The organism is Kluyvera genomosp. 3 (assembly GCF_011765685.1).
GTDB classification, from domain to species: Bacteria; Pseudomonadota; Gammaproteobacteria; order Enterobacterales; family Enterobacteriaceae; genus Kluyvera; species Kluyvera georgiana_A.
Genome location: NZ_CP050321.1, coordinates 3,915,555 through 3,937,487, shown reverse-complemented (window position 1 = coordinate 3,937,487; position 21,933 = coordinate 3,915,555). Strand labels below are relative to the sequence as shown.

General features: G+C 58.9%; 20 protein-coding genes. 9 read left to right on the top strand and 11 right to left on the bottom strand.

The genetic code is table 11. The annotated features are described in order from the left end of the window. The first annotated feature begins 8 nt into the window (after positions 1-8). On the top strand, positions 9-524 hold the full coding sequence (locus GY169_RS18495) for a 4-hydroxyphenylacetate 3-monooxygenase reductase subunit (protein ID WP_163447209.1): 516 nt from the start codon (positions 9-11) through the stop codon (positions 522-524). 70 nt (positions 525-594) lie between these two features. Here the strand turns inward: GY169_RS18495 and GY169_RS18490 are convergent, their stop codons facing one another. Next, the gene (locus GY169_RS18490) at positions 595-1,338 is read right to left on the bottom strand and encodes an SGNH/GDSL hydrolase family protein (RefSeq protein ID WP_167576585.1); all 744 of its coding nucleotides are present in this window, start codon (positions 1,336-1,338) and stop codon (positions 595-597) included. 198 nt (positions 1,339-1,536) lie between these two features. Next, positions 1,537-1,761, bottom strand: a complete 225-nt coding sequence (locus GY169_RS23650) for an ECs_2282 family putative zinc-binding protein (RefSeq protein ID WP_411908128.1) — start codon at positions 1,759-1,761, stop codon at positions 1,537-1,539. 155 nt (positions 1,762-1,916) lie between these two features. Between GY169_RS23650 and GY169_RS18480 the strand changes: the two genes are divergently transcribed. Beyond that, positions 1,917-3,221, top strand: a complete 1,305-nt coding sequence (locus tag GY169_RS18480; protein ID WP_163447215.1) for a GGDEF domain-containing protein — start codon at positions 1,917-1,919, stop codon at positions 3,219-3,221. Here GY169_RS18480 and GY169_RS18475 read toward each other — a convergent pair whose 3' ends face one another. Then, a complete protein-coding gene (locus tag GY169_RS18475) occupies positions 3,222-4,427 on the bottom strand; it encodes a multidrug effflux MFS transporter (RefSeq protein ID WP_163447217.1) in 1,206 nt (401 codons plus the stop codon). 188 nt (positions 4,428-4,615) lie between these two features. On the opposite strand from GY169_RS18475, the gene GY169_RS18470 reads away from it, so the two are divergent. From GY169_RS18470 to tauD, 7 genes are all read left to right on the top strand, one after another. Continuing rightward, positions 4,616-5,737 carry a cupin domain-containing protein gene (locus GY169_RS18470; protein WP_167576583.1) on the top strand — a complete coding sequence of 374 codons (1,122 nt, stop codon included), beginning with the start codon at positions 4,616-4,618 and terminating at the stop codon, positions 5,735-5,737. A 245-nt stretch (positions 5,738-5,982) separates the two neighbouring features. Further along, positions 5,983-7,392 (top strand): S-methylmethionine permease, encoded by a 1,410-nt coding sequence (gene mmuP / locus GY169_RS18465; RefSeq protein ID WP_167576581.1) that lies wholly within the window; start codon positions 5,983-5,985, stop codon positions 7,390-7,392. Next, positions 7,379-8,311 (top strand): homocysteine S-methyltransferase, encoded by a 933-nt coding sequence (gene mmuM, locus GY169_RS18460; RefSeq protein WP_167576579.1) that lies wholly within the window; start codon positions 7,379-7,381, stop codon positions 8,309-8,311. Before mmuP ends, mmuM begins: the two co-directional genes overlap by 14 nt. A 207-nt stretch (positions 8,312-8,518) precedes the next feature. Next, positions 8,519-9,484, top strand: coding sequence for a taurine ABC transporter substrate-binding protein (tauA, locus tag GY169_RS18455; RefSeq protein WP_167576577.1), 966 nt, complete (start codon positions 8,519-8,521; stop codon positions 9,482-9,484). Positions 9,485-9,494: 10 nt separating this feature from the next. Continuing rightward, entirely contained in the window at positions 9,495-10,262 is a 768-nt protein-coding gene (tauB, locus tag GY169_RS18450; protein ID WP_163447314.1) for a taurine ABC transporter ATP-binding subunit, read from the top strand. Next, complete coding sequence (gene tauC / locus GY169_RS18445) at positions 10,259-11,086, top strand: taurine ABC transporter permease TauC (protein WP_167576575.1); 828 nt, start codon at positions 10,259-10,261, stop codon at positions 11,084-11,086. The genes tauB and tauC overlap by 4 nt, the downstream gene beginning before the upstream one ends. Beyond that, positions 11,083-11,934 carry a taurine dioxygenase gene (tauD, locus tag GY169_RS18440; RefSeq protein WP_167576573.1) on the top strand — a complete coding sequence of 284 codons (852 nt, stop codon included), beginning with the start codon at positions 11,083-11,085 and terminating at the stop codon, positions 11,932-11,934. Before tauC ends, tauD begins: the two co-directional genes overlap by 4 nt. Before the next feature lie 36 nt (positions 11,935-11,970). On the opposite strand, the gene GY169_RS18435 is transcribed toward tauD, so the two are convergent. From GY169_RS18435 to hypB, 8 genes are all read right to left on the bottom strand, one after another. Next, positions 11,971-12,846 (bottom strand): [formate-C-acetyltransferase]-activating enzyme, encoded by an 876-nt coding sequence (locus GY169_RS18435; RefSeq protein ID WP_167576571.1) that lies wholly within the window; start codon positions 12,844-12,846, stop codon positions 11,971-11,973. Next, a complete protein-coding gene (locus GY169_RS18430) occupies positions 12,812-15,109 on the bottom strand; it encodes a formate C-acetyltransferase (protein ID WP_167576569.1) in 2,298 nt (765 codons plus the stop codon). Before GY169_RS18430 ends, GY169_RS18435 begins: the two co-directional genes overlap by 35 nt. A 239-nt stretch (positions 15,110-15,348) precedes the next feature. After that, complete coding sequence (locus tag GY169_RS18425) at positions 15,349-16,284, bottom strand: alpha/beta hydrolase (protein ID WP_167576567.1); 936 nt, start codon at positions 16,282-16,284, stop codon at positions 15,349-15,351. 225 nt (positions 16,285-16,509) lie between these two features. Beyond that, complete coding sequence (gene flhA, locus GY169_RS18420) at positions 16,510-18,591, bottom strand: formate hydrogenlyase transcriptional activator FlhA (protein ID WP_064547770.1); 2,082 nt, start codon at positions 18,589-18,591, stop codon at positions 16,510-16,512. A 76-nt stretch (positions 18,592-18,667) separates the two neighbouring features. After that, positions 18,668-19,678 carry a hydrogenase expression/formation protein HypE gene (gene hypE, locus GY169_RS18415; RefSeq protein WP_167576566.1) on the bottom strand — a complete coding sequence of 337 codons (1,011 nt, stop codon included), beginning with the start codon at positions 19,676-19,678 and terminating at the stop codon, positions 18,668-18,670. After that, positions 19,675-20,796, bottom strand: coding sequence for a hydrogenase formation protein HypD (gene hypD, locus GY169_RS18410; RefSeq protein WP_167576564.1), 1,122 nt, complete (start codon positions 20,794-20,796; stop codon positions 19,675-19,677). The genes hypE and hypD overlap by 4 nt, the downstream gene beginning before the upstream one ends. Beyond that, entirely contained in the window at positions 20,796-21,068 is a 273-nt protein-coding gene (locus GY169_RS18405) for a HypC/HybG/HupF family hydrogenase formation chaperone (RefSeq protein ID WP_064547776.1), read from the bottom strand. Before GY169_RS18405 ends, hypD begins: the two co-directional genes overlap by 1 nt. Next, positions 21,059-21,931, bottom strand: coding sequence for a hydrogenase nickel incorporation protein HypB (hypB, locus tag GY169_RS18400; protein WP_167576562.1), 873 nt, complete (start codon positions 21,929-21,931; stop codon positions 21,059-21,061). The genes GY169_RS18405 and hypB overlap by 10 nt, the downstream gene beginning before the upstream one ends. Positions 21,932-21,933: the final 2 nt, after the last annotated feature.

Below are 21,933 nucleotides of genomic sequence, written 5' to 3'. Positions count from 1 at the left end.
AGGTCACAATGCAATTAGATGAACAACGTCTGCGTTTTCGCGATGCCATGGCCAGCCTGTCGGCCGCCGTTAACGTCGTCACCACCGAAGGGGAAGCGGGTCGCTGCGGGATCACCGCTACCGCCGTCTGTTCGGTGACGGATACGCCGCCATCGGTGATGGTGTGTATCAACGCCAACAGCGCCATGAACCCGGTGTTCCAGGGCAACGGTAAGCTGTGCATCAACGTGCTCAACCATGAACAGGAGATCATGGCGCGTCACTTTGCCGGCATGACCGGTATGGCGATGGACGAGCGCTTTAATCTCGCAGGCTGGCAGCGCGGCGCGCTGGGGCAGCCGGTGCTAAAGGCGGCGCTGGCATGTCTGGAAGGCGAGATACGCCAGGTGCAGACCATCGGTAGCCATCTGGTCTATCTGGTGGAGGTTCAGCATATCGCGTTGGCGGAAGAAGAGGGGCATGGCCTTATCTATTTCAAACGCCGTTTTCATCCGGTGATGATGGAGGCCGAAGCGCTGGCTTAAGCCTTCTTCACTACCTGGATGCCATCGGGCAGGTCAGGATCGATTGCCCGATGGCCGCAGCGCCAATGAATCATCGTGAGCCGGAAGGAGAGTCCCCATCTCCCTTCGACAGTGCCGCCTGAACGGCATTTTCCGCCAGTGGGGCCATCACGCGATAGCCTTCCGCGTTGGGATGCAGACCATCATCGGAGTAGCGGGTAATCAGTTTGCCGCATGCGTCCGTCATTGGCGTAGCGTAATCCAGCCAGACAAAGCCTTGTGTCGCGCTCCAGCTTTTCAGCCAGTGATTTAGCGCGATAAGGCGCTCGCGCGGACGCTGGGCGTAGAGATCCTGCGAGTCAGGATTCGCATCATGGACCGGAAGCACGGACGATATCACCACCTGAATACCGTGTAGCGTGGCCAGCTCGGCGAACGTCATGATGTTCTCTTCAATTTCCAGATTGCTCACTGGCCCGGTATTGCCCGCGATGTCGTTGGTGCCAGCGAGGATCACCACTGCCTGCGGGCGCAGGTTTAGCACGTCCTGGCGAAAGCGCACCAGCATCTGCGCGGTGGTTTGCCCACCAATACCGCGGTTGAGGTAGTTTTTTCCCGGAAAGCTCTGCGCTAAATCCCAGCCGTCGGTAATGGAGTCACCGAAGAAAACGACCTGCGGGCTCCGGTTCTGCTGAAGCAGGGCCTCGTTGTGCTGGCGATAGCGGGCGCGTTGACCGTAGTCATCGCTATAGAAAGCGGCCTGACGGCTGCGGTAGTTGTCGAGTTCAGGAAACCCGGTTCCGGGGATGAGAGCAGTAATCAGCGGCTGTGACACGATGTGTCTCTCCTTGCCGTAGTGAATGGAGAAACCACGTTAGCAAACGTCGATTTTTTGCGCTATCACTTCTGTGCGCGTAAGGCCCTGAATACGGACTAAAAAATAGATTAGGGAAAATGAAGAAAAATAAATAAATAGCGCTACAGGGATGAGATCTAATATTTTCCTGTGGTAGCTGAGGAAAAACTTATCGGGTTATTTATTTCCTTGAAGCGACGAGTTTTTTAATTGAAATAAGGCTTCGTTAATCATTTCTTCGGCTTTTTGACGGGCGAATTTGATAAGCGCGTCTTTACTGAAAGGCGCGCCACAAGCGTGACAGGTTAACGGATATTGATCTTCCGCGTTTTTTATTTTTTCAATGTCGGTTATTTCAGTAACACCGGCACATTTTGGACACAAATATTGAATTGCAATCACGAGCACGGCTCCTTTATCTTTGGTATAAAATAGTGCAGCCGCACAAATCGTCAAAGCCTTCCGGGCTATTAAATAACAGGTCATTTTGTTTTGGTTGATGAAGTGGTTAAAAAAACACCACTTCGTCAGGCCGATCGCACCAAAGGAGAGGGTGAATGACAATGGAGAAGCCGTTCGTACAGAAAGACCCGATGGATTCCGGCAGGCTGGCCGATCTCCTCAACCATAACACCGATTGGGTGTGGGAAGTGGATACGCAGGGGCGCTATGTCTGGTCCTCAGAAGTGGTGATGCGCCTGCTCGGCTACTCGGCCGAAGAGGTGCTGGGCCGTACGCCGTTTGATTTTATGGTGCCGGGCGAGGCCGAGCGGCTGGAGAGCACCTTCCGCGATGTGCTCTCATCGCACAAACCCTTCTCGGGCCTGATTAATCGTAACCTGCGGGCAGACGGTCGGGCGGTGATCCTCGAAACCAGCGGTATTCCGCTGTTTGATGAAAACGGCCAACTGACTGGCTATCGCGGTACCGATCGGGATATCTCCCAGCTCGGCGAGCGGGTGTTGCAGCTGGAATCTATCTACCAGAACACGCCGCTGGCGCTGTGTGTGATTGATCGTCACGGCATGTTAACGAAAGCGAACAAGGCGATGGGTGAGTTGCTGGGGCAGCCAGAGGAAAAGTTGGTGGGGCAGTTGCTCAAAACGCTGATGCCGGAATGGCACCTGCTGTTCCAGCAGGATTTCATTCTGCTCGACGGCGGTGAAGAGATTGCCAGCAAAGAGCTGTTTCTCTATGGTCGCTATTTCTACATTAAGCCTATGGCGGTGTACGACGCGGGCGGCAACGTGGCGGGTATTTCTTCGGCGTGGATGGACATCACCGATCGCAAGCTGGCGGAACAGCAGCTCGCCCACGCTAATCAGACATTATTGCAGTATGCCGAACGCGACCATCTTACCGGCCTGTTCAACCGTCGTTACATGGATGACCGTCTGAGCTATGAAATTACCCGTGCACAGCGCGAGGGCTCGCCCCTGTCTTTGTGCATGGCGGATATCGACTTCTTTAAACGCTACAACGACACCTATGGTCACCCGGCGGGCGACCAGGTGCTGCGCGCCGTAGCAGACGCGTTGAGAGGCGGTCTGCGCCCGGGCGATAGCGTGAGCCGCTACGGTGGCGAAGAGTTTCTGGTGATACTGCCGGACACCAGCGCGGAAGGCGCATTGGCGGTGGCTGAACGCCTGCGCGAGCGGGTAATGGCGCTGGAGATTGTGCATGAAACCAACCCCATCGGCAGCGTGCTGACCATCAGTTTGGGTGTGATGACCTGGGATTCGCCGCTGTCGGTGTGCAGCATTCAAAGCGTCGCGGACATCGCCGCTGAGCTTATCAGCAGCAGCGATGCGGCGCTGTACCGGGCCAAACAGCAGGGGCGCAACCGCGTAGTCAGCGCCTGATTACGCCACGGCCCTGGCGCGCGTCGTCAGGGCTATTGCGGTGCTGGCGAGGGTAAACAGCGCCATGATCCACGCCATGGTCCACGGCGTGCCGTCGCTGAGCGTCGCCAACAGCAGTGACGAAATAATCCCGCTACCGTATTGCAATGCGCCAATCAGCGCTGAGGCGGAACCCGCGACGTTTGGTGCGGCGTCCAGCGCGGCGGCAGTCGAGGTGGCGGCGATAATCCCATTCATCGAAAACAGTATGAACACTGCCACCACGATCAGCAGCAGACCTCCCATCTGCCAGCGCGCGGCAATCGCCAACACGATTGCCGCCGCGCCCGCCACCAACAGCGATATCTTTAGCAGCGTCTCCAGCGGATAGCGGTGGACGATTCGGCGGTTTACCACGCTCATGAGCATGACGCCAACAACGTTCAGCGCGAATAACCAGCCGTAGTGCTGCGGATCGACGCCGAAGTAGCTGATATAGACGAATGGCGACCCGGCGATAAACGCGTAGGCGGCGACGTAAAAGCAGGTCAGGCACAGGGTGTAGCGCATAAAGGCGACGTTGGTTAACAGCAGGCCGTAGTTCTTAAACACGCCGCCCAGCGACGCTTTAACACGCTTCTCTTCCGGCAGCGTTTCCGGTAGCCAGAAGAGAGTAAAGAACATCAGTACGCCAATCACAGCCAGCAGCCAGAAAATGACGTGCCAGCTGGCAAACACAATGATCTGTCCGCCGAGTAGCGGTCCGGCAATGGGAGCGATGGCCATCATCAGGATCAGCGTCGAGAGCATTTGCGCGGCGCGGGTACGACTGAATAGGTCACGGATCATCGCACGCGCCAGCATTGGGCCAGTGCAGGCCCCCAGCGCCTGGAATACACGCCAAAAGACAATCTGCTCAATATTGCGCGAGAGCGCGCAGCCGATCGAACCGATGATAAATAGTCCCAGGCCGATAAACAGCGGCAAGCGACGGCCAAAACGGTCGCTTAGCGGCCCCCAGAGCAGTTGGGCAATGCAAAAACCGACTAAAAAACCGGTAATCGTGAGTTCGACGTTGCCGTGTAAATCGCGCGCCATCACCGGCATGGCGGGAAGATAAATATCGGTTGAGAGCGAGGTAAAAGCCATTAAGGCACTGAGGATGACAACAAAAAGCAGGCCATGCTGACCTTTGGCGGGTGTCTTCCGCGCCGGAGTACCAGTCATATTGTTCCATTCGGGAGTGTTAAAGGCCGATAGAATATATTGATTTTCTGAACGGATAATCAGGCAAAATAGTAAGACGTTATGAATTCTATTCATCAGTGTACATCCGCAATTGATTCATCACAAAGCGGACGCCGGGCAGCCCTCCTTATAATCGAGCCTACCCCTCTACTGATGGTATAAAAAACATGGCTTATCAACTCAACCTTAACTGGCCGGAGTTTCTGGAGAAATACTGGCAGAAACAACCGGTGGTCCTGAAAAACGCGTTCCCGAATTTTGTCGACCCGATTACGCCTGACGAACTGGCCGGTCTGGCGATGGAGATGGAAGTTGACAGCCGTCTGGTGAGCCACGTTGACGGCAAGTGGCAGGCGAGCAACGGCCCGTTTGAGGATTTTGACCATCTGGGGGAGAAGAACTGGTCGCTGCTGGCGCAGGCGGTGAACCACTGGCACGAACCTGCCGCCGAACTGGTGCGCCCGTTCCGCGTGCTGCCGGACTGGCGCCTCGATGATCTGATGATCTCCTTCTCGGTGCCGGGCGGCGGCGTTGGCCCGCATATCGATCCGTATGACGTCTTTATTATTCAAGGGATGGGCCGTCGTCGCTGGCGCGTGGGCGACGCGCTGCCGTTAAAACAGCACTGCCCGCATCCGGCGCTGCTGCACGTTGAGCCGTTTACGCCGATTATTGAAGTGGAAATGGAACCGGGCGATATCCTCTACATTCCGCCAGGATTCCCACACGATGGGTATACCTATGAAGATACGCTGAACTACTCCGTCGGCTTCCGTGGCCCGAACGGTCGCGAGTTGATCAGCAGCTTCGCCGACTACGTGCTGGAGAACGATCTCGGCGAGAAGTACTACACCGACCCGGATCTGACCTGTCGCGAACACGCGGGTAAGGTGGAAGAGCACGAGCTGGAGCGTCTGCGGATGATGATGATCGACATGATCCGTCAGCCGAACGATTTTAAACAGTGGTTCGGCAGTTTTGCCAGTACGCCGCGCCACGAGCTGGATATTGCCCCAGCGGAGCCGCCGTTCGAACCGGAAGAGGTGCTTGCTGCGCTGGAAGATGGGGAAACCCTGCGCCGCCTCAACGGGCTGCGGGTACTGAACGTAGGTGAGAGCTTCTTTATCAACAGCGAGAAGCTGGAAACCTGCGAGCCGCAGGCGGCTGACATGCTGTGCCGCTATACCGAACTGGATAAAACCCATTTTGGCGAGGCGCTGCGAAATCCGGCGTTTGTCGCGGAACTGACGGCGCTGATTAACCAGGGATACTGGTTCTTCGACGAGTAAGCGTCCGCGCTATACCCTCACCCCGGCCCTCTCCCTGGAAGGGAGAGGGAGCAAACCCGCGCCATACCCACCCACTGCACCATCCGGTCCCCTCGCCCCTTCGGGGAGAGGGCCAGGGTGAGGGGAACAAGTCGCACCCTTCCTTCATTCCTGCTGCTCCCCACCGCTTTGCAATTCGTTAACAATCGTTGTATAACCTCCTTCTCATTTGGATGTTTAGATGTCCATACGTTTAGAAGGTAATAATGCAAAACACAACACAACAACAAGGTGGGCAACTGAAGCGCACCATGAAGACCCGCCACCTGGTGATGCTGTCGCTGGGCGGTGTTATTGGCACAGGGCTTTTTTTCAATACCGGCTATATCATCTCCACCACCGGTGCGGCGGGTACGCTGCTGGCCTATCTGATCGGCGCGCTGGTGGTCTGGCTGGTGATGCAATGCCTCGGCGAACTGTCGGTGGCGATGCCGGAAACCGGCGCGTTCCACGTTTATGCCGCCCGTTATCTCGGCCCGGCCACCGGCTACACCGTGGCGTGGCTCTACTGGCTGACGTGGACGGTAGCGCTAGGATCGAGCTTTACCGCCGCCGGGTTCTGTATGCAGTACTGGTTCCCGCAGGTGCCGGTGTGGATTTGGTGCCTGCTGTTCTGCGTGCTGATTTTCGGCCTGAATGTTATCTCGACGCGCTTTTTCGCCGAGGGGGAGTTCTGGTTCTCGCTGGTGAAGGTTATCACCATCATCGCGTTTATTATTCTGGGCGGCGCGGCCATCTTCGGGTTTATCCCCATGCAGGACGGCTCACCGGCGCCGGGGCTGCGTAATATTACCGTCGAAGGCTGGTTCCCGCACGGTGGGCTGCCGATTCTGATGACGATGGTGGCGGTGAATTTTGCTTTCTCCGGCACCGAGCTTATCGGCATTGCCGCCGGTGAAACCGAGAACCCGCACAAGGTGATCCCGGTAGCCATTCGTACCACTATCGCGCGGCTGATTATCTTCTTTATCGGCACCGTGTTCGTGCTGGCGGCGCTGATCCCGATGCAGCAGGCGGGCGTCGAAAAAAGTCCGTTTGTGCTGGTCTTTGAGAAGGTGGGCATTCCCTATGCGGCGGACATTTTTAACTTCGTGATCCTGACGGCGATTCTGTCGGCGGCCAACTCCGGGCTGTACGCCTCCGGTCGTATGCTGTGGTCGCTGTCCAACGAGCGCACGTTGCCGCGCTGTTTCTCGCAGCTGACCAATAACGGCGTGCCGCTGGTGGCGCTATCGGTGAGTATGCTTGGCGGCTTGCTGGCGCTGTTCTCCAGCATCGTCGCCCCGGATACCGTTTTTGTGGCGTTGTCGGCTATTTCCGGTTTTGCGGTAGTGGCGGTGTGGATAAGCATCTGCGCCTCGCATTTCGTGTTCCGTCGCCGTCATCTCCAGCAGGGCAAGGCGCTGAGCGAGCTGCACTACCGCGCGCCGTGGTATCCGCTGGTGCCGGTGCTGGGCTTCGTGCTGTGCCTGGTGGCCTGCGTGGGGCTGGCCTTTGACCCGTCGCAGCGTATCGCGCTGTGGTGCGGGATTCCGTTCGTGGCGCTGTGCTATGGTGCCTATTTCTTAACGCGCTCGCGCCAGAGCCAACAGGAGCCGCAGCATGTCGCAGAATAATCCTTTAACCGCCATTCTGAACGATCGTCCCTTCGTATTACTCGACGGGGCGATGGCCACCGAACTGGAGGCGCGCGGCTGCGATCTGGCCGACAGCCTGTGGTCGGCCAAAGTGCTGATGGAAAATCCGCAGCTGATTTACGACGTGCATCTCGACTATTTCCGAGCCGGGGCGCAGGTAGCGATCACCGCCAGCTATCAGGCCACACCGGACGGTTTTGCCGCCCGCGGGCTGGATGAAACGCAGTCGCGGGCGCTGATTATTAAAAGCGTCGAGCTGGCGCGTCAGGCGCGTGATGCGTATCGCGCGGAAAACCCGGCGGCCCACGGGCTGCTGATTGCCGGTTCCGTGGGGCCGTACGGCGCGTACCTGGCGGATGGCTCGGAGTACCGCGGCGACTACCAGCGCAGCGCGCAGGTGTTCCTGGATTTCCACCGCCCGCGCGTTGAAGCGTTGCTGGATGGCGGTGTCGATCTGCTGGCCTGTGAGACCCTGCCGTCGTTTGATGAAATTCGTGCGCTGGCGCAGTTGCTGACCGAGTATCCGGTGGCGCAGGCGTGGTTCTCGTTTACGCTACGCGATGCTCAGCATCTGAGCGACGGCACGCCGTTGCGCGATGTGCTGGCGTTGCTGGCGGATTACCCGCAGATTCTGGCGGTCGGGATTAACTGTATCGCGCTGGAAAAAACCGTCGAGGCGCTGGAGTATCTGCACAGCCTGACGCCGTTGCCGCTGGTGGTCTATCCGAACTCGGGTGAGCACTATGATGCGGTGAGTAAAACCTGGCATCACCACGGTGAAGCCTGCGCCACGCTGGAAGGCTATCTGCCGCAGTGGCTGGCTGCCGGAGCGAAGCTGATTGGCGGCTGCTGCCGAACTACGCCAAAGGATATTGCGGCGCTGAAAGCGCACTGCTGATTCAGTATCCGCGCGGATCACCTGTAGGCCGGATGGCGCTTCGCTTATCCGGCCTACAATGTCCTCTGCGTAATCCCATTTCTGAACTATCCTTTGCCGATTTTTTTCTAAAAACAAATTGGCATTAACCAGCACTTTTAATTCCTTTATCAAACCCCCTCGTGCCGGAAATACTGCTCACATAACAAGACATGGGAGCAGGACATTATGGCAATCGCATCGCGTTTCACCTTTATCGCCGCCGCGCTGGCGCTGTTGGCTTTCCAGGCGCAGGCCGTGGACGTCACTATCGCCTATCAAACTTCCGCAGAACCTGCCAAAGTGGCGCAGGCGGATAAAACCTTCGAAAAGCTGAGCGGTGCAAAGCCGGACTGGCGTAAGTTCGACAGCGGCGCGAGCATCGTGCGCGCGCTGGCTTCCGGCGATGTGCAAATTGGCAATATCGGTTCCAGCCCGCTGGCGGTGGCCGCCAGTCAGCAGGTGCCGATTGAAGTCTTCCTGCTGGCCTCACAGCTCGGCAACTCTGAAGCGCTGGTGGTGAAAAAGGCCATCACTAAACCCGAAGATTTGATTGGCAAACGCATTGCCGTGCCGTTTATCTCCACCACCCACTACAGCCTGCTGGCCGCGCTCAAGCACTGGGGCATCAAGCCGGGTCAGGTACAGATTATCAACCTGCAGCCGCCGGCGATTATTGCCGCCTGGCAGCGTGGCGACATTGATGGCGCCTACGTGTGGGCACCGGCGGTGAACGCGCTGGAAAAAGACGGCACCGTGCTGACCGACTCTTCAAAAGTAGGCGAATGGGGCGCACCGACGCTGGACGTCTGGGTTGTGCGTAAAGATTTTGCCGAGCAGCATCCTGAGGTGGTGAAGGCATTCGCGAAAAGCGCGATTGACGCTCAGCGTGGCTATATCGATAACCCGGATAAATGGCTGGCGCAGCCCGACAACATCAGCAAGCTGGCGCGCCTGAGCGGCGTGCCGGAAGCGGACGTGCCGGGGCTGGTGAAAGGCAATACCTATCTCACCGCCGACCAGCAGGCGCAGGCGCTTAACGGCCCGGTGAATAAGGCGATTGTCGATACCGCGCAGTTCCTCAAAGAACAGGGCAAAGTGCCCGCCGTGGCGACCGACTACAGCCAGTACGTTACCGACCGTTTTGTGAAGTAAGGAGGTCATGATGCTGCAAATCTCGCATCTGTCCGCCGACTACGGCGGTAAACCGGCGCTGGCGGATATCAGTCTCACGCTGGACAGCGGTGAACTGTTGGTGGTGCTGGGGCCGTCCGGCTGCGGTAAGACCACGCTGCTGAACCTGATTGCCGGATTTGTGCCATATCAGCACGGCAGCATCATCCTCGACGGAAAACGCGTTGACGGGCCGGGCGCCGAGCGCGGCGTGGTCTTTCAGAATGAAGGGCTGCTGCCGTGGCGCAACGTGCAGGATAACGTCGCGCTGGGGCTACAGCTTGCGGGCATCAGCAAGTCTGAGCGTCGGGAAACCGCCGCGCAGATGCTGAAGAAAGTTGGCCTTGAGGGCGCGGAAAAGCGCTTTATCTGGCAGCTTTCCGGCGGTCAGCGCCAGCGGGTGGGCATTGCCCGCGCGCTGGCGGCCAATCCGCAACTGTTGCTGCTGGATGAGCCGTTCGGCGCACTTGACGCGTTTACCCGCGAACAAATGCAGACGCTGCTGCTGAAGCTGTGGCATGAGACGGGTAAGAAAGTGTTGCTGATCACTCACGACATCGAAGAGGCGATATTTATGGCCACCGAGCTGATTCTGCTGTCGCCGGGGCCGGGCCGCGTGCAGGAACGTCTGTCGCTGGACTTCGCCCGTCGTTTTGTCGCCGGGGAATCCTGCCGCAGCATTAAGTCCGATCCGCGCTTTATTGCCCAACGCGAGTACGTACTCAGCCGGGTGTTCGAACAACGGGAGGCCTTCTCATGAGCGTGGTGATTAATGATAAACCGCGTCAGCGTGCATCGAAGCTGCGTTGGCCCTTGTCACGCCATCTGACGCTGAGCCTGACGACGCTGGCGGCGCTGCTGGCTATCTGGTGGGCGGTGGCGGCGTTAGCGCTGATTAGCCCGCTGTTTCTGCCTTCGCCGGTTCAGGTGCTGAATAAACTGCTGACCATCGCCAGCCCGCAGGGCTTTATGGACGCGACGCTGTGGCAGCATCTGGCGGCGAGCCTCGGGCGTATTCTTGTCGCGCTGCTGGCGGCGACGCTCGTCGGGATCCCGGTGGGGATTGCGATGGGCCTGAGCCCGACAATACGCGGCATCCTTGATCCGATTATTGAACTGTATCGCCCGGTGCCGCCGCTGGCCTATCTGCCGCTGATGGTTATCTGGTTTGGTATTGGCGAAACGTCGAAAATATTACTGATTTATCTGGCGATTTTCGCGCCGGTTGCCATGTCGGCGCTGGCAGGGGTGAAAAGCGCGCAACAGGTACGCATTCGCGCCGCGCAGTCGTTGGGCGCCAGCCGCGCTCAGGTGCTGTGGTTGGTGATTTTACCCGGCGCGCTGCCGGAGATTTTAACCGGTCTGCGCATTGGTTTAGGCGTGGGTTGGTCAACGCTGGTGGCCGCCGAGCTTATCGCCGCCACCCGTGGTTTAGGTTTTATGGTGCAGTCCGCCGGGGAGTTTTTGGCTACCGACGTGGTGCTGGCGGGGATTGCGGTGATCGCAATTATCGCTTTTGGTCTGGAACTCGGTCTGCGTGCGCTTCAGCGTCGTCTGACCCCCTGGCATGGAGAAGTACAATGAGTGAACGTCTGGCGATTACCCCACTTGGGCCGTACATCGGCGCGCAGGTGTCCGGCGCGGACCTGACCCGTTCGCTGAGCGACAACCAGTTCGAACAGTTATACCACGCGGTGTTGCGTCATCAGGTGGTCTTCCTGCGTGAGCAGTTGATTACCCCCGAGCAGCAGCGCGCGCTGGCCCAGCGCTTTGGCGATCTGCATATTCATCCGGTGTATCCGCATGCGCCGGGCGTGGAAGAAATTATTGTGCTGGACACCCACGACAATAATCCGCCGGATAACGACAACTGGCACACCGACGTGACCTTTATCGACACGCCGCCCGCCGGGGCGATTCTGGCGGCGAAAGAGCTGCCGTCGACCGGCGGCGACACCCTGTGGACCAGCGGGATTGCCGCCTATGAGGCGCTCTCAGAGCCGTTTAAGGTACTGCTGAGCGGTCTGCGCGCCGAGCACGATTTCCGTAAATCGTTCCAGGAATACAAATATCGTAAAACCGAGGAAGAGCATCAGCGCTGGCTGGAAGCGGTGGCGAAGCACCCGCCGCTGCTGCATCCGGTGGTGCGTACCCATCCGGTGACCGGTAAGCAGGCGCTGTTCGTCAACGAAGGGTTTACCACGCGGATTGTCGACGTGACCGAGAAAGAGAGCGAGGCGCTGCTGAGCTATCTGTTTGCCCACGTGACTAAACCGGAATTTCAGGTGCGCTGGCGCTGGCAGCCGAACGACGTGGCGATTTGGGATAACCGGGTGACGCAGCACTACGCTAACGCCGATTATCTGCCGCAGCGGCGGATTATGCACCGGGCGACGATTCTGGGGGATAAGCCGTTTTATCGCGCGTCATAACTCGTGCAGCACCGGCCTGGCCGGTGCTTCGTCGGTTTATCCGCCAATGACAACCCGATACCCGGCCTGCTCAACCATCGCCTGAATGGGCGCTATCTCCTCAGCTTCCGGCGCGTGAATCCCCGCCATGACCCACGCGCGATCCAGCAGAGCATACTTTGGCTCACCGTACTGATGGAACGGCAGTAAATGCACCTCATCCACCGGCAGCGGCGCGAGGAACGCCAGAATCTGCGCCACGTTTTCTCGGTTAAGGGTAAAGCCGGGAATCAGCGGCAGGCGCGGAATAACCTTAATGCCTTCGTTTAGCAGCAGGCGGAAGTTCTCCAGCACGCGCGGTTGGTTCATGTTCAGGACAGTACGGGCCCGTTCGGTATCCATCATTTTCAGGTCGAACAGCACCTCATCGCACACTCTTGCCAGCGGCAGCAGACGGCGCGGCGAGGTATCGCCTGCGGTTTCAATCGCCGTGCGGATACCCCACTGTTTCAGCCGCTGTAACAGGCGAGCGGCGAATTCGGCCTGCATCAGCACTTCGCCGCCGGAGAGCGTCACGCCGCCGCCGGACGCGCGAAAGAACACCTCGTCTTTCAGCACCTCGCCTTCAAGTTCCTCCAGCGTCACGTCGCGGCCAATATTTTCCCACGCGCCGGAAGGGCACTCTTCGGCGTCCTGCAGACAGGTGGCGCAGTGCAGACATTTGCTTTCCCGGCGCACGGTTTCAATCCTGGGCGACATCGACTCCGGATTCGCGCACCACGGGCAGGTGTGCGGGCAGCCTTTGAAAAAGACCACCGTGCGGATGCCCTGCCCATCGTTAAGCGAATAGCGCTGGATGTTGAAAATGCGCGCCGTGTCGGCGCGCGTCTCAATCACCTCACAGCTGATGCGCGGTGCGGCGGATAATGTCATCCTGAATCTCCTTCGACAGCTCGACAAAGAAGGCGCTGTAGCCCGCGACGCGGACCACCAGACCGGCGAAATCCTGCGGACGCTGCTGGGCTTCGCGCAGCGTTTCGGCGTTCACCACGTTGAACTGAATATGCTGCAATTTCAGTTTGGTAAAGGCGTGGAGGAAATCCGCCAGCTTGTTGAGGCCGCTTTCACCTTCCAGCGTTGACGGGGTGAATTTAACGTTCAGCAGCGTGCCGTTGGAGAGCAGGTAATTATCCAGCTTGCTCACCGATTTCAGCACCGCCGTTGGCCCCTGTGCGTCCTGGCCGACCATCGGCGATAGCCCGCCGTCCGCCAGTTGTTCACCGGCGAAACGTCCGTCTGGCGTCGCGCCCACCACCGACCCCAGCGGCACGTGCGCGGAAACGGTATAAGAGCCAGGCGTAAACTGGCCGCCGCGCGGGTTGCGGTATTTTTCCACCTCTTTGCAGTAAAAACGCAGCAGATCGGCGCTGATGTTATCAACATCGTCGATGTCGTTGCCGTACTTCTCGAAGCGATTGATTAACCGGGCGCGAACTTTTTCCCCTTCCGGCGTGGCGAAGTTGGCCTTCAGCACCGCCAGCAGTTCATCAAAGCTCATGCGCTGCTGGTCAAACACCATGCCTTTAAGGGCGTGCAGTGAGTCGCTGAGGTTGGCGATGCCAATGCCCTGCACCCCGGAAAAGTTGTAGCGCGCGCCGCCAGCGGTGATGTCTTTGCCCTTTTCGATGCAGTCTTCGACAAACGAAGAGAGCAGCGGCACCGGCGCCCAGTCGCGGTGGCCGATATCGCAGATGTTGCTGCCTTCGACCATCAGTTGAATGTAGTGGCGAATTTTGTCGCGAATGCTCGCCAGCAGGCTGTCGTAGGTGATTTGCTCATCGCCTTCATGCTCATGCATGACGATTTCCATCACTTTCAGCAGGTTGAACATGGCGATGTCGTGCAGCCCGTAGGTCCGGCCTGGAATCGACAGCTCGACGCAGCCCACCACCGCGTAGTCGCGCGCGTCTTCCAGCGACACGCCGCGGTTAAGGAACGCCGGAACCACCACTTCGTCGTTGAAGATCTGCGGAATGCCGGTGCCGAGGCGCACGGTCTCGGCGGTTTTGCGCAGAAACGGGCGGTCGATCAGTTCGTTGACCCGCACGCCGAGGTTCGGCTGCGGCAGGCGCACGTTCTGGTAGGCATCCAGACAGGCAAAGGAGAGCACGTTCACCGCGCTGCGGCCATTTTCGGTTAACCCGCCGAGCAGGGCGGTGTAGCCGGTCGGGAAGCCGGCAAAGTAGCGGGCGCTGCTGGTGGAGCGCAACAGGACGATATCGTTGCATTTCACCCACAGCGACGTCAGCAGCTCCTGCATAACCGCGGGATCGGCGCCATGATTCAGCGACGCCTGCCAGAACGGCAGCATGTACTGGTCAAAGCGCCCCAGCGAGATGGAGCTGGCATTCGATTCATATTGCAAAATGATGTTCATGTACCAGAACAGCTGGCAGGCCTGGCCGAAGTTTTCCGGTTTATGTATGGCGTTATGACGAGAGATCGTGGCAATGGCTTCCAGCTCCCGACGGCGCTGTGGATCGCTGCACTGCGCGGCCATCGTCTCTGCGAGGACGGCGTAGCGCAGAATGTGCCGCTGTGAGGCTTCCAGCAGAATCAGCACCGCGCGGTAAAAATCATTATCCGGCTGTTGGCGCAGGTGATCGCGCATCTCGTTGACCAGCGCGTCGAGGCCATTATTCAGCAGGCGCGGGTAGTCGATAATGATGTGTCCCTGGCCTTTGTCGGTCTGGTTGACGCTGAAAATTTGCGTGCTCACGGCGGCCTTCACCTCGTCCGTCATCTGGGCGTTGATGAAGTCTTTCATTGAGCGCTTTTCCCAGTACGGGAACAGTTCTTCGCGGTACAGGCGCTTGTCGTCATCGCTGATGTTGAAGCGATCCTGCGGGCGGGTGGGGAACTGATCTAACTCTTTGAGCAGCCAGTAAGGATCCATTTCTGGCGACATGATCCCGGCACGCGGTTTGATGGTGCGGTTGCCGGCAATCAGCTCGTCGTCGCGGATGCTGATAGCAACCTTATCGAGAATATGCGCGGTGGCTTTGGCGCGGCGAATAATTACCGGCTCGCCCTCGGTCTGGCGATGGCTTTCGGTGTAGAGGACGGCGCGCTCAAGGGAGATTTCACGCGGGTTGGCAAAGAGGGCCTCTTTCAGGCGCTGGATACGGGTAGTCATTTTTCTGGCTCCTGGGCGATTAACCTGACGTTTCTTATGGCTTCTACGTTAGGCAAATGCGGGGCGGGGAGACAGAAGAGAATGGGGTGATTTACTGGATTATTGTGATCAAAAAGAAAAAATGAGATCTGAGTTTTGTCTTGGTGATAAACCAGATTGCCGGATGGCGGCTTCGCCTTATCCGGCCTACATCCAGCGCGGACCTGTAGGCCTGATAAGCGCAGCGCCATCAGGCGCGGCTAACGCAGCGACGCTATCCAGTTCATCGCCAGTTCCGGCCAGGCGGCGGCGGGCAGCCCTTTGGCGCCGCGAATCCCAAAGCCGTGCTTGCCTTCGGCAAACAGATGCAGTTCGGTCGGTACCTTATGCTCACGCAGGGCGTTGAACATCACCAGCGAGTTATCGACCGGCACCGACGGGTCGTCCACCGCGTGCATCAGGAAGGTCGGCGGCGTCTGGGCGGTGACGTTCAGCTCCGGCGAATAGTGATTAATCTGCTCGGCGCTGGGCATGTCGCCAATCAGCGCTTTCCGCGAGCCGGGATGGGCAATGGCCTTATCCATTGAAATGACCGGATAGCCGAGCACCACGAAATCAGGTCGCGCGCTCTGCTTGTCGACCTCATCGACCGGGGCATAAACCGTCTCGCTATAGCGCGTCTCAAGGCTGGCTGCGACATGCCCACCGGCGGAGAAACCCATCACGCCGATTTTGTGTGGATCAATCTGCCATTCGGCGGCGCGGGCGCGCAGAGTACGCAGCGCCCGCTGAGCGTCGGCGAGCGGTGCATTGGCTCCTTCGGCGTGGTCGTCAGCGGGCATACGATAGGTCATGACGAACAGGGTGTAGCCTTTGGCGTTAAACGGCGCGGCTAAATCGCTGCCTTCTTTATCCAGCACCACGCGCTGGTACGAGCCGCCGGGCGTGACCAGCAGCGCCACGCCGTTCGGATGTTCTGGCGCATAAACGGTGATTTCCGGCGCGCGGATGCCGGTGACCGCGCGGTCGGGCAGGGTGGGATCTTTGCTGCGTTCGACCAGCGCGTAGCTGACCGGGCTGCTTTTAGCGCCAGGCGCTTCGCCGCCGGGCCAAATGGTAAATGCAGGCAGGGCAGCAAAGGCCGTCTGCGCGGAGAATAATAGGGCAAGGGTAGCGGACAGAGGTAAGCGAATCATAAGCGTCTCCCGGAGAAAACGCTTGTTTATCATTCATTAAGACTGCAGAACGCGAAATGATTCACAAAACGGTGTTTCATAAAATAAGAAACAATGGGGAGGGAATGCGATGTCGTTAAAAGGGATATTCTTTTATGCCCTGCCTGCCCCCTCACCCTAACCCTCTCCCCATGGGGGAGAGGGGACTGAATGGCGCCGTCTGAGGGAGCGACGCCGGGGGCGGCGTTACATCAGCGCGTCTTTATCGATGCCCAGACGCTTCATGCGCGACAGCAGCGTGGTGCGCTTCAGCCCGAGACGCTGTGCTGCGCCTTTGGCCCCGGCCACCACGCCGTTGGTCTCTTTCAATACCCGAACAATCAGCTGGTATTCGTCTTCGCCGTCTTTCGCCGCTTCGGCCACCGGGGCCGGTTGTGGCTCATCGCCCGCGAATGCCAGCTCCGGCATCGATAGCTGTAATACGCTGCCGCGGGTCAGCAGCACCGCGCGTTCAATCACGTTTTCCAGTTCACGTACGTTGCCTGGCCACTCCATCTGGCTCAGGGTGCGCAGCGTTTCCGCCGGAATGCTGTCGATATTGCGCCCCAGACGGCGGGCGATTTTAAAGGTGAAGGCCTTCACCAGCAGTGGAATATCTTCCGGACGCTCGCGCAGCGGCGGCAGGTGGATCGGGAAGACGTTGAGACGATAGTAAAGATCGCTACGGAATTCGCGATCCAGCACCATCTGTTTGAGATCGCGGTTGGTGGCGGCGATCAGGCGCACGTCGGTCTGGATCAGCTTGTTGCTGCCCAGACGTTCAAATTCCTGCTCCTGCAACACGCGCAGCAGTTTCGGCTGCAGTTCCAGCGGCATATCGCCTACTTCGTCAAGGAACAGCGAGCTTTTATCCGCCAGTTCGAAGCGACCAATGCGCTGTGCGCTGGCACCGGTAAACGCGCCGCGCTCGTGACCGAACAGGTCGCTTTCCAGCAGGCCCGCTGGCATTGCCGCGCAGTTCATTTTCACCATCCGGCGGTTATTACGGCCACTCAGGTTATGGATGGCGCGGGCAATCAGCTCTTTGCCGGTGCCGGTTTCACCGAGGATCAGCACCGTACTGTCGCTTGGGGCGACCATCTCAACCTGCTTGAGGACGTTGAACATCGCTTCGCTACGACCGATGATTTCGCCAAACTCGCCGTCGACGTTATTGAGCTGTTCGGTCAGCGCCAGGTTTTCATCCACCAGACGCTCTTTCAGACGGTGGATCTCCTGATAAGCGAGGGCGTTATCCACGGCGATGGAGACGCGTTCGGCAATCTGTTTAAGCAGCTTGAGGTTGGCGGCGCAGAAGACTTTTTCATCGCACTGGGCAAGCTTCAGCACGCCGAGCATCTGGTCGCCGGACATCAGCGGCAGCAGGCACAGCGTCTGGATTTTATCGTCCCACATCTCAAACAGCTGGCGCTCGTACGGGGCGAGTTTGTCCTGCTCGTTGAGGTTGAGCATCAGCATCTCTTTGCTTTTGAACACCCGCTCGGTCAGCGTGCCTGACTCGTTCACTTCGCTCTGATCGTGCACCGGATCGTTAACGTCGATGTAGTGCGTGGAGTAGATATTCAGTTTGCCCTTGCGGTTGCTGCGCAGCACCACGCTGATGGCGTCGATATTGAAGTAGTAGTGAATCTCTTTCGCCACTGCGCTAACCAGCTCGTCCATATCGAGGCGCGACAGCACGGCGTTGGTGATGGCCACCAGAATGCGGAAGTTATCGCGCTCGCGGCACAGCAGATCGTAATCGACGTTATTGGTCACCCGGCTTTGAATTTGCTCGGTCACCACGGCGACGATCTGCGTGAAAATGTGCAGACGCTGATACTCTTTCTCGGTCCACGGGCGGTCGTCCTGGCGGATAAATTCGCAGCCGCCAAAGATGCGCCCCTCCGCCGCCAGCGGCAGCAGACAATAGTGGCCAAACGGCTGATACAGCTCGCTGGCCGCCAGTTGCGGCCAGGCTTCGCTGAACTCAGCATAGCTACAGTGGAGCGCGTCGGGACGAGAGAGCAGGCGTCGGACCGGGCCGTTTGCCAGCAGGTTATCGTCTTCGTAAGCGATTGGCCGACCGGCTTCACGCGTGGCGTGATAGCCCGCGCGGTGGTTTCCCGGCTGTAGCAGAACGATCGCCGCGCTGTCAGCCAGCGAAGACTGTTTCGCCAGTTGCGCCAGCGTTTCGCTCAGTGCCGCCAGATCGGGCTGTTGGAGAAGAGTCCGGGTGATATCGAACAGCCCTTGCTGACCGAGATCGCCCATCGGTGTATACGACATGTCACTTGCCCATAACTGCACCGCATAGGGTGCGATAAATAATAATAATAATAAAATGCAGACCTTGAGTGGTCTGTTAACAAATTCGCGGAAGCGGCTCGGCGTGAGGGAGATCCAGCGTGCGTTTCACGCCGTATAATCCGGCAACGCGCACTCCCCGGCGTTCGGTCACTTCGCCAATGATAGCGGCATTGCTGCCCAAAGGATGGGCGCGCAGTGCGGCCAGCACCTCTTCGGCCGCGTCGCGGCTGACGCCAATCACCAGTTTACCTTCATTGGCAAAGTTAAGCGCGTCAAGCCCCAATAATTCGCACACGCCGCGAACGGCGTCTTTGAGCGGCAGATGCTGCTCCTGAATTTCGACGCCAAAACCGCAGCTGGCGGCAAACTCGTGTGCCACCGCGTTGACGCCGCCGCGGGTAGCATCGCGCAGCGCTTTGACGCCGGCAATCGGCCGCAGAGCTTGAATCAGCGGGGTGAGCACCGCGCAGTCGCTTTGCAGTTCGCCATCGAGGCCTAACTGTTCACGCAGATTGAGGATGGTTGCGCCGTGGTCGCCCAGGGTGCCGCTGACAATCAGCACGTCGCCCGGCGTCAGCGTTGCCGCACCCCAATGAATGTCGGCGGGAATCGCACCCATCCCGGCGGTGTTGATAAACAGTTTATCCGCCGCGCCGCGACCGACAACCTTGGTGTCGCCAGTGACGATAGCGATGTCTGCCGCTTTGGCCGTTTCTGCCATGGTGTTCACCACCGCTTCCAGCGTCTCCAGCGGCAAACCTTCTTCGATAATAAATCCGCAGGAGAGATAACGGGGGATCGCGCCGCTGACCGCCACGTCGTTGGCGGTGCCGCAAATCGCCAGCTTGCCGATATTGCCGCCGGGGAAGAACAGCGGGTCTATCACATAGCTGTCGGTGGAAAACGCGAGGCGGTCGCCGTGCGCGGTCAATGACGCCAGCGACAGGCGCGCCTGATCTTCTTGCTCGGCCAGCCAGGGATTGGCGAAAGCCTTCATAAACAGGCTGTCGATGAGCTGTTGCATCGCCAGGCCGCCGCTGCCGTGGGCTAACTGGATAGTGTTCATGCTTCGGACTCCTGACTGCGATATTGATACCAGGCGGCGCACGCCCCTTCGGACGAGACCATCAGCGCGCCGAACGCGCTTTGCGGATTGCAGGTTGCGCCAAACAGCGGGCACTGGTGCGGTTTGCAGCGGCCGGTGAGCACGTCGCCGCAGCGGGCGCGCGGGTCGTCGCAGACGCGCTGAGGCTGCGGCTTAAAGTGGCTTTCGGCGTCAAAACGCTGATAGTCATTGGTCAGCTGTACGCCAGAATCGTTGATTAATCCCAGGCCGCGCCACTCGCTGTCGCCCTTGACCGTAAATACCTCGGCAATCGCTTTTTGCGCCAGCGCGTTGCCGTCGTTCGGCACTACGCGGCGATACTGGTTCTCGACGCGGCTCTCTTCGGCAATTTTCTGCTCCACCAGCATATTGACGCCCTGTAGCAGATCCACCGGCTCGAAACCCGCGACCACCAGCGGACGATGATAGTCGCTGGCGATAAAGCCGTAGGCGTGAGTGCCTATCACCATGCTGACATGACCCGGCGCGAGGAACGCATCGATGCCGTTATCCGGCTGATCCAGCAGGCTGCGCAGGGTAGGAATCAGCGTGATGTGCTGGCAGAAAAAGAAGAAATTCTCGACGTTCTGCGCCTTCGCCTGTTGCAGCGTAATGGCGGTGGTCGGCATGGTGGTTTCAAAGCCCAGACCAAAGAACACCACTTTGCGCGTCGGATTCTGCTGCGCCAGCTTGAGGGCGTCCATTGGCGAATAGACGATACGAATATCCGCGCCGCGTGATTTGGCCTGCATCAGCGAGCCGTTTTTCCCCGGCACGCGCATGGCATCGCCGAAGGTGCAGAAAATGACCTCCGGATGGCTGGCAATTTCAATACAGGTGTCGATGCGTCCCATCGGCAACACGCACACCGGGCAGCCCGGCCCGTGGATAAATTCGATGTTCTCCGGCAGCAGCTGGTCGAGACCGAATTTAAAAATCGCATGCGTGTGGCCGCCGCACACTTCCATGATGCGCAGTGGGCGTTCGGCGGTATAAGCCAGATGTTGCGCGCGGTTTTTCAGGTGGGCAATCAGCTGCATCACCTGTTCCGGCGCGCGGTACTCATCAACAAAACGCATTACCGTTCCTCGCCAAAGAGCAGGGCGCCAACGTCCGGCTCCACTTCAAACATATTTTCCAGCGCCGCGAGGGTGTCGCGCGCCTCTTCCTCATTGATGACGCTCATGGCAAAGCCGACGTGCACCAGCACCCATTGGCCGATGCGCGATTCGCCGTTCTCATCCACCGCGCCGACCAGCGTCAGGTCGACGTCGCGCTTGATCCCGCAGACGTCCACTTTTGCCTGCACGCCGTCAATGGCGGAAATTTGTCCCGGAATGCCTATGCACATCGCTGCGTCTCCAGCCAGTTTAGCCAGGTGTCCATGCCTTCTCCGCTGGTGGCGGAGATGAGGATGATTTCAATATCCGGGTTCACTTCACGGGCGCAGGCGAGGCACTTCTCAACGTCGAAGTTGAGGTACGGCAACAGGTCGACTTTATTGAGCAGCATCACCGAGGCGGCGGCGAACATATGCGGATATTTCAGCGGCTTGTCTTCGCCTTCGGTAACCGACAGCACCGCAACCTTATGGCGCTCGCCAAGGTCGAAGCTCGCCGGACACACCAGGTTGCCGACGTTTTCAATAAACAGAATCCCGTTGCTCTCGAGCGGCAGGCGCGGCGCGGCGTCGGCAATCATCTGCGCGTCGAGGTGGCAGCCTTTACCGGTATTGACCTGAATCGCCGGGGTGCCGGTGGCGCGAATGCGCGCGGCGTCGTTGACTGTCTGCTGGTCGCCTTCAATCACGGCGCAGGAGACGCGATCTTTCAGGCGCATCAGGGTTTCGGTAAGCAGGGTGGTTTTACCGGAACCGGGGCTGGAGACCAGATTCAGCACCAGCTGTTCGCGGGCGGCGAAGCGCGCGCGGTTGCGGGCGGCAATCTGGTTGTTTTTATCCAGCACGTCGATTTCGACTTCCAGCATCCGCCGCTGGCTCATGCCCGGCGCGTGAGTGCCCGCTTCGCCGTGACCGTAGTGCAGATCGCCGTTATCGGCGGCCTGCGGCTGGAATTGTTGCGTTCTGACGCCGGTAATCGACAGGGCCGGACGGCCCGCCGGTGCGAAGGGGGCGCTGCGGAACAGTGAATGCGGATTACGTTCATCGCCCTCTATATAGAGGTTGCCTTCGGCACAACCACAGGTGGTACACATAC

Bases quoted from the DNA above. Each gene is read 5' to 3' on its own strand.
- GY169_RS18495 (WP_163447209.1), top strand. From the start codon at position 9: ATGCAATTAGATGAACAACGTCTGCGTTTTCGCGATGCCATGGCCAGC.
- GY169_RS18480 (WP_163447215.1), top strand. From the start codon at position 1,917: ATGACAATGGAGAAGCCGTTCGTACAGAAAGACCCGATGGATTCCGGC.
- GY169_RS18475 (WP_163447217.1), bottom strand. From the start codon at position 4,427: ATGACTGGTACTCCGGCGCGGAAGACACCCGCCAAAGGTCAGCATGGC.
- GY169_RS18470 (WP_167576583.1), top strand. From the start codon at position 4,616: ATGGCTTATCAACTCAACCTTAACTGGCCGGAGTTTCTGGAGAAATAC.
- mmuP (WP_167576581.1), top strand. From the start codon at position 5,983: ATGCAAAACACAACACAACAACAAGGTGGGCAACTGAAGCGCACCATG.
- mmuM (WP_167576579.1), top strand. From the start codon at position 7,379: ATGTCGCAGAATAATCCTTTAACCGCCATTCTGAACGATCGTCCCTTC.
- tauA (WP_167576577.1), top strand. From the start codon at position 8,519: ATGGCAATCGCATCGCGTTTCACCTTTATCGCCGCCGCGCTGGCGCTG.
- tauB (WP_163447314.1), top strand. From the start codon at position 9,495: ATGCTGCAAATCTCGCATCTGTCCGCCGACTACGGCGGTAAACCGGCG.
- tauC (WP_167576575.1), top strand. From the start codon at position 10,259: ATGAGCGTGGTGATTAATGATAAACCGCGTCAGCGTGCATCGAAGCTG.
- tauD (WP_167576573.1), top strand. From the start codon at position 11,083: ATGAGTGAACGTCTGGCGATTACCCCACTTGGGCCGTACATCGGCGCG.
- GY169_RS18435 (WP_167576571.1), bottom strand. From the start codon at position 12,846: ATGACATTATCCGCCGCACCGCGCATCAGCTGTGAGGTGATTGAGACG.
- GY169_RS18430 (WP_167576569.1), bottom strand. From the start codon at position 15,109: ATGACTACCCGTATCCAGCGCCTGAAAGAGGCCCTCTTTGCCAACCCG.
- GY169_RS18425 (WP_167576567.1), bottom strand. From the start codon at position 16,284: ATGATTCGCTTACCTCTGTCCGCTACCCTTGCCCTATTATTCTCCGCG.
- flhA (WP_064547770.1), bottom strand. From the start codon at position 18,591: ATGTCGTATACACCGATGGGCGATCTCGGTCAGCAAGGGCTGTTCGAT.
- hypE (WP_167576566.1), bottom strand. From the start codon at position 19,678: ATGAACACTATCCAGTTAGCCCACGGCAGCGGCGGCCTGGCGATGCAA.
- hypD (WP_167576564.1), bottom strand. From the start codon at position 20,796: ATGCGTTTTGTTGATGAGTACCGCGCGCCGGAACAGGTGATGCAGCTG.
- GY169_RS18405 (WP_064547776.1), bottom strand. From the start codon at position 21,068: ATGTGCATAGGCATTCCGGGACAAATTTCCGCCATTGACGGCGTGCAG.
- hypB (WP_167576562.1), bottom strand. From the start codon at position 21,931: ATGTGTACCACCTGTGGTTGTGCCGAAGGCAACCTCTATATAGAGGGC.